The following is a 15,819-nucleotide window of genomic DNA, read 5'->3' on the forward strand; positions in this document are numbered from 1 at the left end:
CCTCTTTCCTCAAACTTTTATTTTATATATTACCATAACTTTCATCCGGATAAAACACTTTAGTCGCCTAGGAACCGAATTATACCAATTTTCGGCACATTTCTGATACCGCTTCCCTACTTTTCTGAAACGAGCAAATAAAAAATCGCTGTGCGGCAGGCTCGAGTTCTGAGGCAGGACAAGTAATTACCACAAAAAATGCGAAAAAACTCCTGAACTTCCGTTCACCGGTCTCTCAGGCGTTTTTGGTGTCCATCAGGGATCTGACGTTTTGCTGTCTTTTCTTTTTGATATCAAAAAAGAAATGATTGCCGGCATTACGGAAATAAAAATAATGGCTACTACCACCAAACTGAAATGATTCTTTACAAAGTCAATATTGCCAAAAAAATAGCCTAGGCCAAACATCAAAGACACCCACAGGAATGCACCGATAATGTTATACCCGATAAAATGGTGGTACGTCATTTCCCCTACCCCTGCAACAAAGGGGGCAAAGGTACGTACGATTGGAACAAAACGAGCAATGGTAATGGTTTTGCCGCCGTACCGTTCAAAGAACGCATGGGTCCGTTCAATATATTCCATCTTTATCAAAGGAATGTGTTCCTTTTTGTTTATTTTTTTACGCAGAAAGTGCCCGATATGGTAATTCACCGTGTCCCCCGAGATGGCGGCAATATAAAGCAGGATGATCACAACGGGAATATTAATGGAACCGCCAACAGCGGCAATCGCACCGGTTGCAAAAATCAAAGAGTCCCCTGGTAAAAACGGGGTGACGACCAGTCCGGTTTCAATAAAAATTGCTGCAAATAGAATGACATAAGCCCAAATGTTATATTGACAGATAATTATATTTAAATATTTATCCAGATGGAGGACAACATCCACAATCAAATTGAAATCCAAAACCATTCTCCTTAACATGTTAACAAGCCGTTTTTCAACATACTTTACTTATTATATCAGTCCTTTGCCGTCTGTGCAAAATTATTTTCACATAGGGGGAATTTATCAGCGCTATTGCCTGCTGTTCCTAGGATATACAATGGCTCCGGTTTTCGCCATGACGGCGCCACAGGCAATAAAATTGCACAGTGGGGTTTTTACCTGATTTCGTGGTCAAATCATGCTTTGGAGCCGTCATATCCTTTTTGTGATGGCTTTTTCTGCTTCGCAGGATGTTTCTGTCTACTGGAGCACATACCAATTTTTGGTCAGCTGCGCAATACCAAGGAATGGCCGCATCTACTCTAACTTTACGCAGTAAAAATCCATATAGAAGGAACAGTGCTTGAACCGTACCCACAAATCATTAGCTCAAAAGGCAGCAAATCTTATCATTCGCTTAAACTGTGTATGTAGGATTTGCGCGTATCTCTTTTTTGAAACATCTATACAGTATAAAAACAAAAAGCGGCAAAACAATAAATGGGAGAATTTTGAATATGGCCCTGCTTTTTTACTCTTGTTCTTAAGTTGTTCAAAGTCCCATTCTTTTCACCAAACATTTATAGAGAACTATAAGAATTGCCGGAATCTTCTTTACCGTGACCCTAAATAAACATAAAACGAAATCGCCGATGGACTGTAATCTCTACAATCCATCGGCGATTATTTTGATAATACTGGAGGCGTCACCCAGATTTGAACTGGGGAATCAGGGTTTTGCAGACCCTTGCCTTACCGCTTGGCTATGACGCCACATATTGGAGCGAACGACGAGGCTCGAACTCGCTACCTCCACCTTGGCAAGGTGGCGCTCTACCAGATGAGCTACGTTCGCGAAACTGGTGCCTCCGGGCGGAATCGAACCACCGACACGGGGATTTTCAGTCCCCTGCTCTACCGACTGAGCTACAGAGGCGAATGGCGACTCGGATCGGGATCGAACCGACGACCTCTAGCGTGACAGGCTAGCGTTCTAACCATCTGAACTACCGAGCCATTCTTGGTGGGAACAATAGGACTCGAACCTATGACCCCCTGCTTGTAAGGCAGGTGCTCTAACCAGCTGAGCTATGCTCCCGATTGCGTCGCGTTCATCAGCGACGTGTTATATAATACTATATATTGTTACAGTTGTCAACACCTTTTTTAATTTTTTTCCATGTTTTGTTTTGCGTGGGAGGACTCTGCAATTCTTTTCAAATCATTCACCGATAAACGGTACGCATGGTTACAGTATTGGCACTTAACCTCCGCATATCCGGTTTCATCTGCAAGCGAACAGAGTTCTTCCGGCTTCAAGGTGGACAGTGCGCGTTCCACGCGTTCCATGCTGCAGTTGCAGGCATACGAAACAGAGTACTCATCCAAAACTTCCACGTCAAACCCATTTAACGCCGTGCGGCAGATTTCTTCGATATTCATTCCTTTTGCCAGCATGGAAGTAACGGAATTTAGTTGATTCACATTCTCTTCCAGCTTGGCAATATCCGATTCCTCCGCACCTGGAAGCACCTGAATCAGCAGGCCGCCGGCCAGAATTTGGCGAATATCTCTTTTATCCACCAGCACACCAAGCGCGCAGACCGTAGGAATTTGTTCGCTTACCGCATAATAATGCGTAATATCCTCCGCTACTTCCCCGGTTTGAAGCTCTACCTGGCCAGAATACGGATTTCCTTCGCCGTAATCCCGTATTACACCAAGCAAGCCGTCGGAACCGATTCCCTTTCCCACGTCAAGCTTCCCGTTCGATTTCAATGGAAGTTCCACTTCCGGGTGCTCCACATAACCGCGGCAGTTCCCTTTCCCGTCCGCTATTGCTACTACGGAGCCTAACGGTCCGCCGCCATTCATCTTCAGGGTAATGGATGCGTCCGATTTTTTCAGCATGGTTCCCATCATGGACGAAGCCGTCAGCAGCCTGCCAAGTGCGGCGGTTGCCACTGCGCTGGTGTGATGAATTTGCTGAGCGGTTGCAACAATATAGGTAGAATCAATTGCGGCGGCCATGATTCCGCCGTTTGACGTAATACATCTTAAAACTTTATCCATATAAAAATTCCTTATCTTTTTCTGGCAACAAATACTACCCGCTCGGAGGTTTCCTGCGGGTTTTCAAAAGTAAGATCGTCAAACATGCCGACCGCTTCCATTCCGGCGCGGTCCAGCAAAGAAACAACTTGGTCTAGTTCATAAGCACGTTCGTAAAAACGCTCCGTGCTTCGGTGGTAGGCCCCTCGTTCATCCCGCCCGAAAAGGTCTAAAGTAATGCCCACACGGCAGTTTTTCTCGTTGAGATGGTTCTGCCAGACACAGTAAACCGAATCCGTATCGTAAATAAAAACATTGTTTGCCAAGATATGCTTATGTTTATAAATAGTGTTTACATCAAACACAAAATATCCGTCCGGATTCAAAAAAAGCGAAACGCGCTGAAACGCTTTCAGCACTTCATTTTCTCCGTTTAGGTGATTCACGCTGTCCAGCGCGCAAATGACGGTGTCAACCGTCCCGAACAAATCAAGCCGCAGCATATCCTGACAAAGGAACAAAAGATTCAGCTGCGCCTGGGCCGCTTTTTGCTGCGCGACAGAAAGCATGGCGGACGAACGGTCTACACCGTACACATCAAAACCGCGCTTGGCAAGTTCCACGGTTAGGCTGCCGGTCCCACAGGCCAAGTCCAGAGTAATTCCCGGTTCATGATTGTACCGTTCCAAAAGGCCGCAAAAATAATCAGCTCTTTTCTGATACTCTACATTTTGGGTCAAAGCATCATAATACTGCGCAAAAGAGACATAACTCATTCTTTCTTTTCTCCGGCGTCCAAACGATTGAATACCAGTTCATAGCCGTCGCAGCCATAATTCAAAGAGCGGTTTACGCGGCTGATTGTCGCGGTGGAAGCTCCAGTTTCGGCTACAATATCACTGTAAACACGTTTGGTGCTCAGCATATGCGCGACCAGTAAACGCTGGGACATGGCTTTAATTTCCGGCACCGTGCACAGGTCCTCAAAAAAATTATAGCATTCGTCCACCGTTTTCAAGGTTAGGATTGCCTTAAATAAAAAATCGACACTTTCGTCTTTAATTTTAGAATTCAAAAAGATTCCTCCTTAATGTTCTAATCCGCTAAAATTTTAACACGTAAAAGCAGAAATGTAAAGCAAAATCACGAAACTTTGCATCTTTTCCCATAGAAGCAGCTTTCAGCAAAAAACCAAATTGCAGTAAAAATTCGGGAAAAAACCAAACAATTTTTTCCCGAACCAATTACTGGTTTTCACAGCCGGCAGAACAGGCCGATTCAATTTTTCCCCTCAGTTCTTCTATTCCGATTCCGTTCAACGAAGAAACCGGAAGCACACAGATATTCGGGAAACTTTCCTGAAGCATGTTCCATCGTTCCGTAAACTGCGTTTTATTTAACTTGTCACACTTTGTCGCGGCAATCAAAAACGGATTTCCGGACTGTTGCAAATAGTCGATCATGTGAAGATCATCCTGTGTCGGTTCATGACGCATATCGATAATCTGGATCAACAAACAAATCTTTCGTCCGGCGTTCAGATAGCCCTCCACCAGTTCTGCCCAGCGAAGTTTTTCCGACTGGGAAACTTTTGCGTAACCGTATCCGGGCAGGTCCACCAAACGGCATTCCGGGATACGGTAAAAATTAATGGTACCGGTTTTTCCGGGGGTTGCGCTGACTCTGGCCAATGATTTTCGGTTCAGAATCTTATTAATCAAAGAAGATTTGCCCACATTGGAGCGCCCCGAGAAAACTATTTCAGGAACAGTGCTGTCGGGCAGCTGATTCAGCCGCCCGGCACAAATTTCAAATGCTGCGTTTTCAAATCTCATATGATTTATCCCATTCAATGCGTCAATTCATGATTCTGGGTCTGTTGTGGAACGGTCTGGGCGGTCTGAAATTCCTGCGATGACGGCTCCAACGGCTTTTTCTCCGGCATTTTAACCAGTGCGGCTTCTAATACTTGATCGATTTTTTCAACCGGCAGGAACTCCACTGCATCCTTCACAACCGTGTCAATTTCCGCAAGGTCGGACACATTGTCCGCAGGGATGATGACCTTTTTGATTCCGGAGCGATAAGCGGCCATGGTTTTCTCTTTCAAGCCGCCGATTGGAAGCACACGACCCAGCAGGGTAATTTCACCGGTCATAGCAATGTCGTGCTTAATGGGAATGTTGGTCAATGCAGAGGTAATGGCTGTCGCCATGGCCGTACCAGCGGAAGGACCGTCTTTGGGTACTGCCCCTTCCGGCGCATGAATATGAATATCGAATTTGGTGTAAAAATCGTGGTTAATGCCCAGTTCCGAAGCGCGGGTACGGATGCAGCTGATGGCCGTGCGGGCGGATTCTTTCATGACATCGCCAAGCGAGCCGGTCAGCTCAATTTTACCCGAACCGTCCATTACTGCCACTTCAATTGGCAGCAGCTCACCGCCGACGCTGGTCCATGCAAGACCGTTTACCAGGCCCACCATATCTTTTTTCTGAAGTTCATCCTTTTTAAAGCGCTTCGGCCCTAACAATTCTTCCAGATTATCCGGCGTTACCGTAACCCTTTTCTCGCTCTGCTCCACGATTTTTTTCGCAACCTTACGGCAAATGGTAGCAATCTGCCGTTCCAAATTACGAACGCCGGCTTCGCGGGTATAACCGTCGATTAATTCATGAAGTGCTTCCGGCGTAATTCTCATCATTCTGGAGTTGATTCCGTGCTTTTTCATTTGCTTAGGAACCAAATGCCGGTGCGCAATCTGATACTTTTCTTCGTGGGTATAGCTGCCAAGCGTAATGACATCCATACGGTCATAAAGAGGTTCCGGAATGGCACTCGCATCGTTTGCCGTCGTGATAAACATAACCTTGCTCAAATCAAACGGCATATCGATGTAATGATCGTAAAAACCGGAGTTCTGTTCCGGGTCCAGTACCTCAAGCAAAGCAGAAGCAGGGTCACCACGGAAGTCATTTCCCAGTTTATCGATTTCATCGAGCAGAATCAGCGGATTGTTGGTACCCGCTTGTTTCAGCGCGGAAATAATGCGGCCCGGCATAGAACCGATGTAGGTCCTTCTGTGCCCCATAATATCCGACTCATCCCGCACGCCGCCCAAAGAAACGCGAACATACTTTCTTCCGATTGCCTTCGCAATGGACTGCGCAATAGAAGTCTTACCAACACCCGGAGGGCCCACCAAGCAAATAATCTGACCTTTGATATCCGGCGCCAGTTTTTTGACCGCGAGCACCTCAATAATGCGTTCCTTTACCTTTTTCAGACCGTAATGGTCATGGTCCAATACTTTTTGTGCTTTCTCCAAGTCGATGTGTTCCTTACTGGAGGTATTCCAAGGAAGTTCCAGACAGGATTCGATATAACTGACCACCACACTGGCCTCATGGGAACCATAAGGCATTTTGGCAAGGCGGTCGCATTCTTTCAGAAGCTTCTCTTGCTGCAGTTCAGGCAGCTTCATTTTCAGCACGCGCTCCCGCAGCTCATCCGCTTCATCCTGAGGACTGTCGTCATCCCCCAGTTCGTCGGAAATCGCTTTCATCTGCTCCCGCAGGTAATACTCGCGCTGATTTTCCGATATCTGCTGTTTTGCTTTCTCACTGATCTGGCTTTCAATCGAAAGGACTTCGATTTCTTCTTTCAGAATATCAACCAGCTTTTCCAGCCGCTTGACCGGATGGAGCTCTTCCAGAATCAGCTGCTTCTTTTCAAAGTCCAGCATGACATTCGCAGTGATAAAATCCGCCAGTTCCCCACAGTCTTTTTTCTGCACCACACCCAGCACGATGTCGGGTGGAATCCGGCTGTAGTTCTGAATATATTCTTCAAAAAGCTCTTGGGTATAGCGAACCAAAGCTTCCGTCTTGTGGGAAGAACGATAGGGTTTTGACTCCAGTTTTACCGTTTCGGCCAGCAAAAACGGGCTTTCGCTGACAATGGACTGAATTTTGGCCCGATAAAGGCCCTCCGCAAATAAGCGAACCCCATCTTCCGTGTGGCGAATTATCTGCTTAATGCTTGCCACAACGCCGGTATGATAAATCTGGTTGCCGTTCGGCTCATTCTCACCAAGGTCTTTTTGGGCAACCAGAAGAATTTTCTGATCTGCATCCATCGCTTTTGACAAAGCAAGAATTGACTTTTTACGCCCCACATCAAATTGAAGCAGCATTCCAGGGAATATAACCAGACCCCGGAGAGCAAGCACAGGAATCTGAATGGTTTCCTTTTTTTGCAGTTCAAGATTTGTACTCATAGTTTGCTCCTTAGCACAAATGGCTGTCGTGTGATAACCAGAGTGCTACCACGCCAACAGCCATAATCTTTCGACACGAATTGCTTCGCTACGACGCGGTATTTTTCCGCCCGCGCTTTCTTGGAGTTGTGATCTTGATTTTTACCGGTTTTCTTTCCGGATTATATACAATCTCCGGTTTAGCGTCTTTTGTAACCGTGTCTTCGGTAATTGTTACCTTTTCCACGGTGTAATCGGTAGGCACGTCAAACATTAAACGCGTTAAAAGGCCTTCCATAATCGAGCGAAGTCCTCTGGCGCCCGTGCGGCGTTCAATGGTCTTCTTCGCAATCGCCTTTAATGCCTCCGGCGTGAATTCCAGTTCTACCTTATCCAGCTGGAACAACTTTTTGTACTGGCTGATCAGGCTGTTTTTCGGTTCGGTCAAAATTCGTACCAGTGCGTCTTCGTCCAAACCGTTCAGAGCGGTAATCACCGGCAGACGGCCAACCAGTTCGGGAATTAAACCAAACTTTACAAGGTCATGCGGAACCACGTCCTGCATCCAACCGATTTCGTCCAGCTCTTTTTTACTTCTTACCGTTGCGCCAAAGCCCAGACCAGAAGAAGCGGTACGTTTCTGAACAATTTTTTCAAGGCCGTCAAAAGCACCACCGCAGATAAACAGGATATTGGAAGTGTCGATCTGTAAAAATTCCTGCTGCGGATGCTTTCTTCCGCCCTGCGGCGGAACATTGGAAACGGTGCCTTCCAGTATTTTCAGAAGCGCCTGCTGAACACCTTCGCCGCTGACATCGCGGGTAATGGAAGGATTTTCGGACTTTCTGGCAATTTTATCGATCTCATCAATATAGATGATTCCTCGTTCCGCGCGCTCAATGTCAAAATCGGCGGCCTGGATCAGGCGAAGAAGGATATTTTCCACATCCTCGCCGACATAGCCGGCCTCTGTAAGCGTGGTAGCGTCGGCAATAGCGAACGGAACGTCCAGAATACGGGCCAGCGTTTGGGCAAGAAACGTTTTGCCCACACCGGTCGGGCCAAGCAGCAACACATTGCTCTTGGTCAGCTCTACATCGTCTTTTCCATAATAGATTCTCTTGTAATGGTTGTACACTGCCACGGACAAAGCAATTTTCGCTTCATCCTGGCCAATTACATACTCATCCAGCTGCTTTTTGATTTCATGCGGTTTTGGCAGCTCCGCAACCGGCTCGTTATAACTTGCTTTCCGGTTGGAGAGATTTTTTTCATCTTCCAGAATCGACATGCAGAGTTCAATGCATTCGTCGCAGATATAAACCCCCGGGCCAGCAATCAAGCGGCGCGCTTCACTCTGAGGTTTGCCACAAAAAGAACAGCTGACGCCTCTTTCTCTGGTCTCGTCGTTATTCGACAATTTTTTCCACCAACCTATCTGGTATAAATGACCTTATCAATCAGGCCGTACTGCAAAGCCTGCTCCGATGACATGAAATTATCGCGCTCCGTATCACGCTCAATCACCTCAAGCGGCTGACCGGTCCGTTCGGATAAGATCTGGTTCAGTTTTTTCTTAGTAGCAATAATGTGATCCGCGTGGATACGCACATCGGTCGCCTGACCCTGCGCGCCGCCGCTCGGCTGATGAATCATAATATCGCTGTTCGGCAGCGCAAAACGCTTGCCCTTTGCACCAGCCGCGAGCAAAAATGCCCCCATGCTAGCCGCCATACCCATGCAGATGGTGGAAACATCGCATTTAATGTACTGCATGGTATCATAAATCGCCATTCCAGCGGTTACGGAACCGCCAGGGCTATTGATATATAAACTGATATCTTTAGCGGGATCCTGCCCTTCGAGATATAACAGCTGCGCAACAACCAAGCTGGCTGATGTATCGTTGACCTCTTCCGTAAGCATTACAATACGGTCATTGAGCAGACGGGAAAAAATGTCATAAGAACGCTCGCCGCGGTTTGTCTGTTCAATTACATATGGGACCAAAGCCATTCTTTCGTACCTCCAATTAGCTGCAATAAATTCATCTTTGGCAGGATTCGCGGAAATTATTCGGCCTTTTTCTCTTCCGTAACAACTGCGGTGTCGCGAATCAGCTGAATAGCCTTTTCAACCGCGATATCCTTGACCAATTCTTCCTTCGGAATAAAGGACTTCACCTTGTCGGCATCCATTTCATAAGCTTTGGCCAGCTTCTCATATTCGGCGTTGATTTCGTCCTCGTTCGGCTCAATTTTCTCAAGTTCAACGATTTTTTCAAGTGCAAGGCGCACTTTTACCTGACGCTCCGCCTGCGGCTGGAACTGCTTACGAATGGAATCCTTGTCCATTCCGGTATATTTCATATAAGTGTTGATGTCAAGACCCTGTGCCTGGAGACGATAGGCAAATTCACGAATATCTTCGTCGATTCTATTTTCGAACATCGCCTGCGGAATTTCCGCCTTCAGCTTTTCGACCAACTGGTCAATCAACTGATTCTCAACGTCGTCCTGCGCTTTGGCTTCTTTCGCCTTCTGCAGCTTTTCCTTCAAGTCTTTTTTGTAGCTCTCAAGTGTATCGAATTCGCTGACATCCTTCACAAACTCGTCGTCAACTTCTGGAAGTTCTTTCATTTTGATTTCATGGAGCTTAATTTTAAAGACGGAGTCTTTGCCGGCAAGTTCTTTTGCCTGGTAATCGTCCGGGAATTTCACATTAATGTCAAACTCTTCACCTGTATGATGTCCGATAATTTGCTCTTCAAAGCCGGGAATAAACTGACCAGAACCAAGAGTGAGACTCTGATTTTCCGCCTTGCCGCCTTCAAAAGCAACGCCGTCAACAAAACCTTCAAAATCGATTACAGCAATATCGCCGTTCTGGGCTGCACGGTCTTCCACCGTTACCATTCTGGAGTTGCGTTCCTGAACCTTCTTAATTTCCGCGTCGACTTCTTCTTCGGTCACTTCAACAGAGGGTTTTGTTGCCTTCATGCCCTTATAGTCTTCCACTTCCACTTCCGGTTTGGTGGTGATGGTTGCTTTAAATACCAAGCCGTCTTTTCCGGCGGAAACAAGGTCAAAGTCAATTTTGTCTTGAACCAGTTTCAGATTTGCTTCTTTGACCGCACTGTCCAAAGCATCAGGATAAACCGCATTGATGGCATCCTCATAAAATACCTGTTCACCGTAGTATTTTTCAATAAATGCGCGGGGTGCTTTGCCCTTGCGGAAGCCCGGGATCGTGATTTTTTTGCTCTGTTTATGATAAACCTGATCTACTGCCTTTGCAAAGGTCTCAGCATCAACCTCCACTTCTAGCTGGTAGCGGTTTGTCTCAACCTTATTAGACGATTTTAAACTCATTTTTATTCCTCCTGCAAAATTGCAAATTATCTCAACGTATTATAACACATGTGAAATAATTATTCTATATTTAGTCTGAAAATTAATAATTTGTTTACCGGACCAATACCGGGGTAAATCCGACATGATCGCAGGAAATCAAATGCATTTTAATTCCTTCGTATTCCCCAACCACAGCACGCTTTGCCGCCTGGCTGCCGTGGATATGGCCGAAATAGCACTTTTGAATTCCCCGCTGTTTCAAAACCTGCAGTATTTCATCGCATTGAAACACATCGTAAACCGGCGGATAATGCAGAAAAACTATCGGTTCCTTTCCCAACCGCACCGCTTCGTCAATGGAAGCATTCAAGCGGCCCACTTCCCGGTTCACTATTTTTTTGTCCTCTTCCGTTTCGCCGTTATACAGCCAGCCGCGGCTTCCGCAGACTGCCACGTTCCCGACACTCACCGCATTATTATGCACAATTTGAATGGAATGGAAACCATTTGCCGTTAAAAAAGTTTCAATTTTTTTCCGCGTGGACCACCAATAATCATGGTTACCCTTGATAATCAGTTTTTTCCCCGGCAGCGCATGAATGTAGGCAAAATCTTTTTGTGCCTCTTCCAGCTTCATCGCCCAGGAAACATCCCCGGCAATCACCACCGTGTCTTCCTCACCCACAATAGAACGCCAGTTGTGTTCCAATTTTTCTGTGTAATTTTTCCATCCCTCAAACACATCCATCGGCTTGTCGCTGCCAAGGGACAAATGCAGATCGGCTATTGCAAACAGTGCCATGTTATAATTCCTATTCGATTCCCGCTGCTTTCAGCACCATTTCACCCATGGTACCCTTTGTGCAGCTGTTATGAAAACGAACCGGTTTGGAAGCCAGTGCGGCAATCGGTGCCGGAACCGGAGTGCCGGTCAGCTCAGACAGTTCCTGAACCTTACAGAATTCCGAAGCGTCGCGAAGATAATCCTGAGAAAGGGAACCCAGCACGCTGTCCGCAAATTTATACGGGCTGGCGGTGGAAGCGATTACCGTCGGCGTACCCAAATCATTGGTATCGTTGATATACTGATGATATACGTTCACCGCAACCGCAGTATGCGTGTCGCAGAGATAATTTTCCTCGTGATAAATGTCCTTAATCGTTGCGCGGGTCGCGTCATCGTCGCAGCAGCCAGCATAGAACAGGCTTTGAATCTGCTCCAGAACATCCGCGCCAACCTGATACTTGCCGGTTTCAGAAAGGTCTTTCATCCATCCTGCTACCCGCGCGGAATCATTTCCCGTTAAATCAAAAACCAAACGTTCCAGATTGCTGCTCACTAGAATGTCCATGGAGGGAGAGATCGTGGTAAAGAACTGCCTGCCGCGATTATAAACGCCGGTGCGAATGAATTCCGTAAGTACATTGTTGGAATTGGACGCACAAATCAACCGGTGCACGGGGAGTCCCATCTTCTTTGCGTAATAGGCGGCAAGAATATTCCCAAAGTTCCCGGTCGGCACAACAATATTGATTTCCTGCCCCTCCCGCTTGAGTTCACCTTTGGCAATCAGGTCACAGTAAGCGGAAAAATAGTATACGATCTGCGGCAGCAGTCTGCCCCAGTTGATGGAATTCGCACTGGAAAACATCATGCCGTTATGCGCCAGCAGCTCGTTCAAGTTTGCATCGGTAAAGATTTTTTTCACGCCGGTTTGCGCATCGTCAAAATTACCCTCGATTGCGCAGACAAAAACATTATTCCCTTCCTGCGTGATCATCTGGCGTTTCTGCATTGGGCTGACACCATTCTGGGGATAAAACACAAGAATACGTGTGCCGTCCACATTTTTAAAGCCTTCCAGAGCTGCCTTTCCAGTATCCCCGGAAGTTGCCACCAAAATTACAGCAGTTTTGTTCGAATGGATTTTTTGAAGCGACTTCGTCAACAGATGGGGTAAAAGCTGAAGCGCCATATCCTTAAACGCGCACGTAGGGCCGTGCCAAAGCTCCAGCATATACATTTCGACCCAGCCTTTTTGCAAATGCACCAAGGGCGCCGGCGTATCATAGTCAAACTTGCCGTCGGCATATGCTTTATGAACAGCCTCCTCTATTTCATCACAGTCAAAATCAGTCAAATATTCAGAAAGAATCCGAACGGCACGTTCCGTATAGGAAAGGTGGCTGAGCTCACACAAATCGGAATAAGAAAACTGCGGAAAGCTTTCCGGTACGAAAAGGCCACCGTCATCGGCAATTCCCTGTGCGATGGCCTGTGCAGAGGTAACGCTTACGTTGCTGCTTCTTGTTGATTTATACTTCAAGGTTTTTCCCCCTTTAAATGGCTGATATCAATAATATATCATGAAACTCAAAAAAGTGAAAGGAAAAAGTGATAAGCATTGTCAAATAATATCGAATGTACTAGATTTTCGGAATAATTGTGACGAAGCATTTCTTCCGCCAGATTTTCAATGGATTCCACCCCGGTGATTCCGGATGGCAGCGTGCCGATGCCGTCAAAATCACTGCCGACCGCCAAGCAGCGTTCGCCGCCAAGCGCCAGAAAATGCTCTACATGCTTCAGTACATCCTGCAAATCAGCGATACCGGACTCGTTCAAAAATTCCGGTACAAAGTTAATCCCCACAAGACCGCCGCGGTCACGAATGACCTGAAACTGTTCGTCCGTGAGATTTCTTCGGTGGCCGCAGAGCGTGCGGGAATTGGAATGCGTAGCAAGGAAAGGCTTTGCGGTGAGGGAAGCAACGTCGTAAAACAGAGCATCGCTCGCATGGGAAATATCGATGGCAATGTTCTGCCGCTCCATTTCAGCAATGACTTCTTTTCCAAAATTGGTCAGGCCTTTCGGTGACTTTGCATCGGCTCCGTCGCCAATTTCACAGGATGAATTCCACGTAAGGGTCATTGCCTTAACGCCGCATTCTGCTAAAAAAGCGAGCCGCTCTAAGCTGCCGCCCAAGGCTGCGCCGCCTTCCACCGTCAGAATGGCGCCGATTTTATGTTCCCGCTGCGCATTGGCCAAATCGTCGGCTGTTTTGCAGAACATAACGTGTTTGGAATACCGTTGAATTTCTTTTTGCAGCTGTCCATACAGCGCGTCATAATGTGCCACAGCTTTTTGTCCACGCAAATCATCCGGGATAAAAACAGCAAAGCATTGGAACCAGGTGCGAAATTCGGAACCGCGTTTTAAGGAAATGTGCAAGTCCCCGTCAAACAACGATTGGTGCGATTCGTAGCAGCCACCAATGGTATCGCAATGCAAATCAAAGTAGTCCACTGAGTTCATAAATAGCCTCCAAAGGAAAACGCGTTTTCAATATGTTCCACGGATTTCACTTGACAATCGGTTCCGGACGTCACAATCCCAATCACATCAAAACGCGGCTGCAAACCGGTAGGATGGGACTGCAGATACAACATTGCGGTTTTACAAAGCTTCTTCTGCTTGCCGGCCGTCACCGATTCCAACGGACTGACCAAAAACTTTTCGTCCCTTGTTTTCACTTCTGCAAAAACAATGTATTCTTCATTCCGCGCGATAATATCAATCTCTCCGAAGCGGGAATGATAATTTCTTTGCAGTACTTCATATCCCTGCTTTACCAACAGCTCGGAAGCATACTCCTCCCCGATTTGGCCGGATTCATTTCGCACGGCAATCATCCCCTGCCAGAATCTTTTTCAGGAAGGTGGTTCTATGTACTGGGCACGGACCGTATTTTCGAATCAATTCCGTATGCAGAGCGGTCCCATAACCCTTATGCTTCGCAAACTGATATTCCGGATAGAGCTTGTCAATCTCCAGCATCAGCCGGTCACGGCTGACTTTGGCCAAAATGGATGCCGCGGCGATGCTTGCAGAAAGGCCGTCGCCCCGGATAATCGTTTCCGCCTCCACCCCGAGCTGCGGCATTCGGTTGCCGTCCACCAGGGCAAAGTCCGGCCGGATTTTCAGGCCGTCGCAGGCGCGCTTCATTGCCAAAAAGGTAGCCTGCAGAATATTGATTTCATCAATTTCCTTTTCCGTCGCAAAGGCAACCGACCAACTTAGGGCCGTTTCCATAATTTTGTCGTACAGCAGTTCCCGCTTTTTGGCGCTCAGCTTTTTAGAGTCGTTGAGCCCCTCGATTACAGCGCCCTCAGGCAAAATAACTGCGGCAGCGAACACCGGTCCGGCCAATGGCCCGCGCCCGGCTTCATCGATGCCGCAGATGTACTGATATCCTTTCGCTTTTGCAGCGTTTTCATAAGCAAACCAATCCATGCTATTCCCCAGCCCGTTCCAATGTAATTCTTCCTAGGGTGCCGCTCCGGAATTCATCCAAAATCATAATCGAAGCGCGTTCCGTATCAATCTCTCCCCCAGAAATCAGCATACCGCGTTTCTTCCCGATCATTTCAAGCAATTCATACCCTTTTCGCTCCGCGATGTCCACCTCTTCCAGCTTATAGCGTTTTTTTACCGCTTCCGGGTAGCTGTCGCGTAAAACCTCCAGCAAACGGCAGGAAAGGCCTTCCGTGTCCACAACGTCGTCCTTTACCGCACCGGTAAAGGCAAGCCGTTCTCCTACTGCTTTATCTTCAAATTTTGGCCATAGAACACCGGGGGTGTCCAAAAGGTCAAATCCTTTTCCGATGGTGAACCACTGGTTAGAGCGTGTCACACCGGGGCGGTCCTCCACGTTTGCTTTTGCATTTTTGGAAAGCCGGTTAATCAGCGAGGATTTTCCCACGTTCGGAATGCCAACCACCATAACACGGATCGTGCGGCCTACCATTCCTTTGGCCTCCCAACCGGCAATTCGTTCACTCAGAACATCGCGAACCAAAGGAATAAACCGATTCAGGCCTTTTCCGGTACGGCAGTCGATTGGCAGCGCACGGATTCCCTGTGATTTATAATACTCCACCCAGCGGCTTGTCTGCGCCGGGTCAGCAATATCGCTTTTATTCATCAGAATCACGCGCGGCTTACTTTGAATAATCTGATGCAACACCGGGTTCCTGCTGCTTACCGGAATCCGCGCATCAATAATTTCAGCCACCACGTCAACCTGTTTTAAATACTTTTCAATCTGTCTTCGGGTCCTGGTCATATGACCAGGAAACCACTGTATGGATTGCGCTTCACTCATTCTATCAATCGTCCTCTGTCATTCTAAAATAATCAAACCGGGACTTGTCCTCAAACGG

The 15,819-nt window shown here is 47.2% G+C and carries 15 protein-coding genes and 5 tRNA genes; all 20 read right to left on the bottom strand.

What is annotated here, in order from left to right; all coding sequences use genetic code 11:
* Positions 1–255: 255 nt before the first annotated feature.
* The 20 genes from ACSVDI_RS08675 to ylqF all read right to left on the bottom strand — a co-directional run bounded on the left by ACSVDI_RS08675 (position 256) and on the right by ylqF (position 15,761).
* Positions 256–912, bottom strand: coding sequence for a DedA family protein (locus ACSVDI_RS08675; protein ID WP_457942210.1), 657 nt, complete (start codon positions 910–912; stop codon positions 256–258).
* Positions 913–1,632: 720 nt separating this feature from the next.
* Positions 1,633–1,707 (bottom strand) — tRNA-Cys (locus tag ACSVDI_RS08680).
* A 6-nt stretch (positions 1,708–1,713) separates the two neighbouring features.
* A tRNA-Gly gene (locus tag ACSVDI_RS08685) sits at positions 1,714–1,789 on the bottom strand.
* Positions 1,790–1,794: 5 nt separating this feature from the next.
* Positions 1,795–1,870: transfer RNA gene (locus tag ACSVDI_RS08690), tRNA-Phe, on the bottom strand.
* A gap of 3 nt (positions 1,871–1,873) precedes the next feature.
* Positions 1,874–1,950: transfer RNA gene (locus ACSVDI_RS08695), tRNA-Asp, on the bottom strand.
* Positions 1,951–1,955: 5 nt separating this feature from the next.
* Positions 1,956–2,032 (bottom strand) — tRNA-Val (locus ACSVDI_RS08700).
* Between the two features lie 68 nt (positions 2,033–2,100).
* A complete protein-coding gene (hslO, locus tag ACSVDI_RS08705; RefSeq protein ID WP_457942212.1) occupies positions 2,101–3,006 on the bottom strand; it encodes an Hsp33 family molecular chaperone HslO in 906 nt (301 codons plus the stop codon).
* 11 nt (positions 3,007–3,017) lie between these two features.
* Positions 3,018–3,761, bottom strand: a complete 744-nt coding sequence (locus ACSVDI_RS08710) for a class I SAM-dependent DNA methyltransferase (protein ID WP_457942213.1) — start codon at positions 3,759–3,761, stop codon at positions 3,018–3,020.
* Positions 3,758–4,060, bottom strand: a complete 303-nt coding sequence (locus tag ACSVDI_RS08715; RefSeq protein ID WP_457942214.1) for a YerC/YecD family TrpR-related protein — start codon at positions 4,058–4,060, stop codon at positions 3,758–3,760. Before ACSVDI_RS08715 ends, ACSVDI_RS08710 begins: the two co-directional genes overlap by 4 nt.
* Positions 4,061–4,229: 169 nt before the next feature.
* A complete protein-coding gene (gene yihA, locus ACSVDI_RS08720) occupies positions 4,230–4,820 on the bottom strand; it encodes a ribosome biogenesis GTP-binding protein YihA/YsxC (RefSeq protein WP_457942215.1) in 591 nt (196 codons plus the stop codon).
* Between the two features lie 14 nt (positions 4,821–4,834).
* Complete coding sequence (gene lon / locus ACSVDI_RS08725; RefSeq protein WP_457942216.1) at positions 4,835–7,264, bottom strand: endopeptidase La; 2,430 nt, start codon at positions 7,262–7,264, stop codon at positions 4,835–4,837.
* Positions 7,265–7,352: 88 nt separating this feature from the next.
* Complete coding sequence (clpX, locus tag ACSVDI_RS08730) at positions 7,353–8,663, bottom strand: ATP-dependent Clp protease ATP-binding subunit ClpX (RefSeq protein ID WP_457942217.1); 1,311 nt, start codon at positions 8,661–8,663, stop codon at positions 7,353–7,355.
* A 14-nt stretch (positions 8,664–8,677) separates the two neighbouring features.
* On the bottom strand, positions 8,678–9,259 hold the full coding sequence (gene clpP, locus ACSVDI_RS08735; RefSeq protein WP_457942219.1) for an ATP-dependent Clp endopeptidase proteolytic subunit ClpP: 582 nt from the start codon (positions 9,257–9,259) through the stop codon (positions 8,678–8,680).
* Positions 9,260–9,315: 56 nt separating this feature from the next.
* On the bottom strand, positions 9,316–10,614 hold the full coding sequence (gene tig / locus ACSVDI_RS08740; RefSeq protein WP_457942221.1) for a trigger factor: 1,299 nt from the start codon (positions 10,612–10,614) through the stop codon (positions 9,316–9,318).
* A gap of 94 nt (positions 10,615–10,708) precedes the next feature.
* Positions 10,709–11,398 carry a metallophosphoesterase gene (locus ACSVDI_RS08745; protein WP_457942222.1) on the bottom strand — a complete coding sequence of 230 codons (690 nt, stop codon included), beginning with the start codon at positions 11,396–11,398 and terminating at the stop codon, positions 10,709–10,711.
* 10 nt (positions 11,399–11,408) lie between these two features.
* Positions 11,409–12,923, bottom strand: a complete 1,515-nt coding sequence (thrC, locus tag ACSVDI_RS08750; RefSeq protein ID WP_457942224.1) for a threonine synthase — start codon at positions 12,921–12,923, stop codon at positions 11,409–11,411.
* A 47-nt stretch (positions 12,924–12,970) separates the two neighbouring features.
* Positions 12,971–13,912 carry a dipeptidase gene (locus tag ACSVDI_RS08755; RefSeq protein WP_457942226.1) on the bottom strand — a complete coding sequence of 314 codons (942 nt, stop codon included), beginning with the start codon at positions 13,910–13,912 and terminating at the stop codon, positions 12,971–12,973.
* Positions 13,909–14,280, bottom strand: coding sequence for a YraN family protein (locus ACSVDI_RS08760; protein ID WP_457942228.1), 372 nt, complete (start codon positions 14,278–14,280; stop codon positions 13,909–13,911). Before ACSVDI_RS08760 ends, ACSVDI_RS08755 begins: the two co-directional genes overlap by 4 nt.
* Complete coding sequence (locus tag ACSVDI_RS08765; protein WP_457942230.1) at positions 14,270–14,890, bottom strand: ribonuclease HII; 621 nt, start codon at positions 14,888–14,890, stop codon at positions 14,270–14,272. The genes ACSVDI_RS08760 and ACSVDI_RS08765 overlap by 11 nt, the downstream gene beginning before the upstream one ends.
* 1 nt (position 14,891) lies before the next feature.
* Positions 14,892–15,761, bottom strand: a complete 870-nt coding sequence (ylqF, locus tag ACSVDI_RS08770; RefSeq protein ID WP_457942231.1) for a ribosome biogenesis GTPase YlqF — start codon at positions 15,759–15,761, stop codon at positions 14,892–14,894.
* Between the last annotated feature and the right edge of the window lie 58 nt (positions 15,762–15,819).

The sequence above is a fragment of the Caproiciproducens sp. LBM24188 genome (assembly GCF_054130445.1).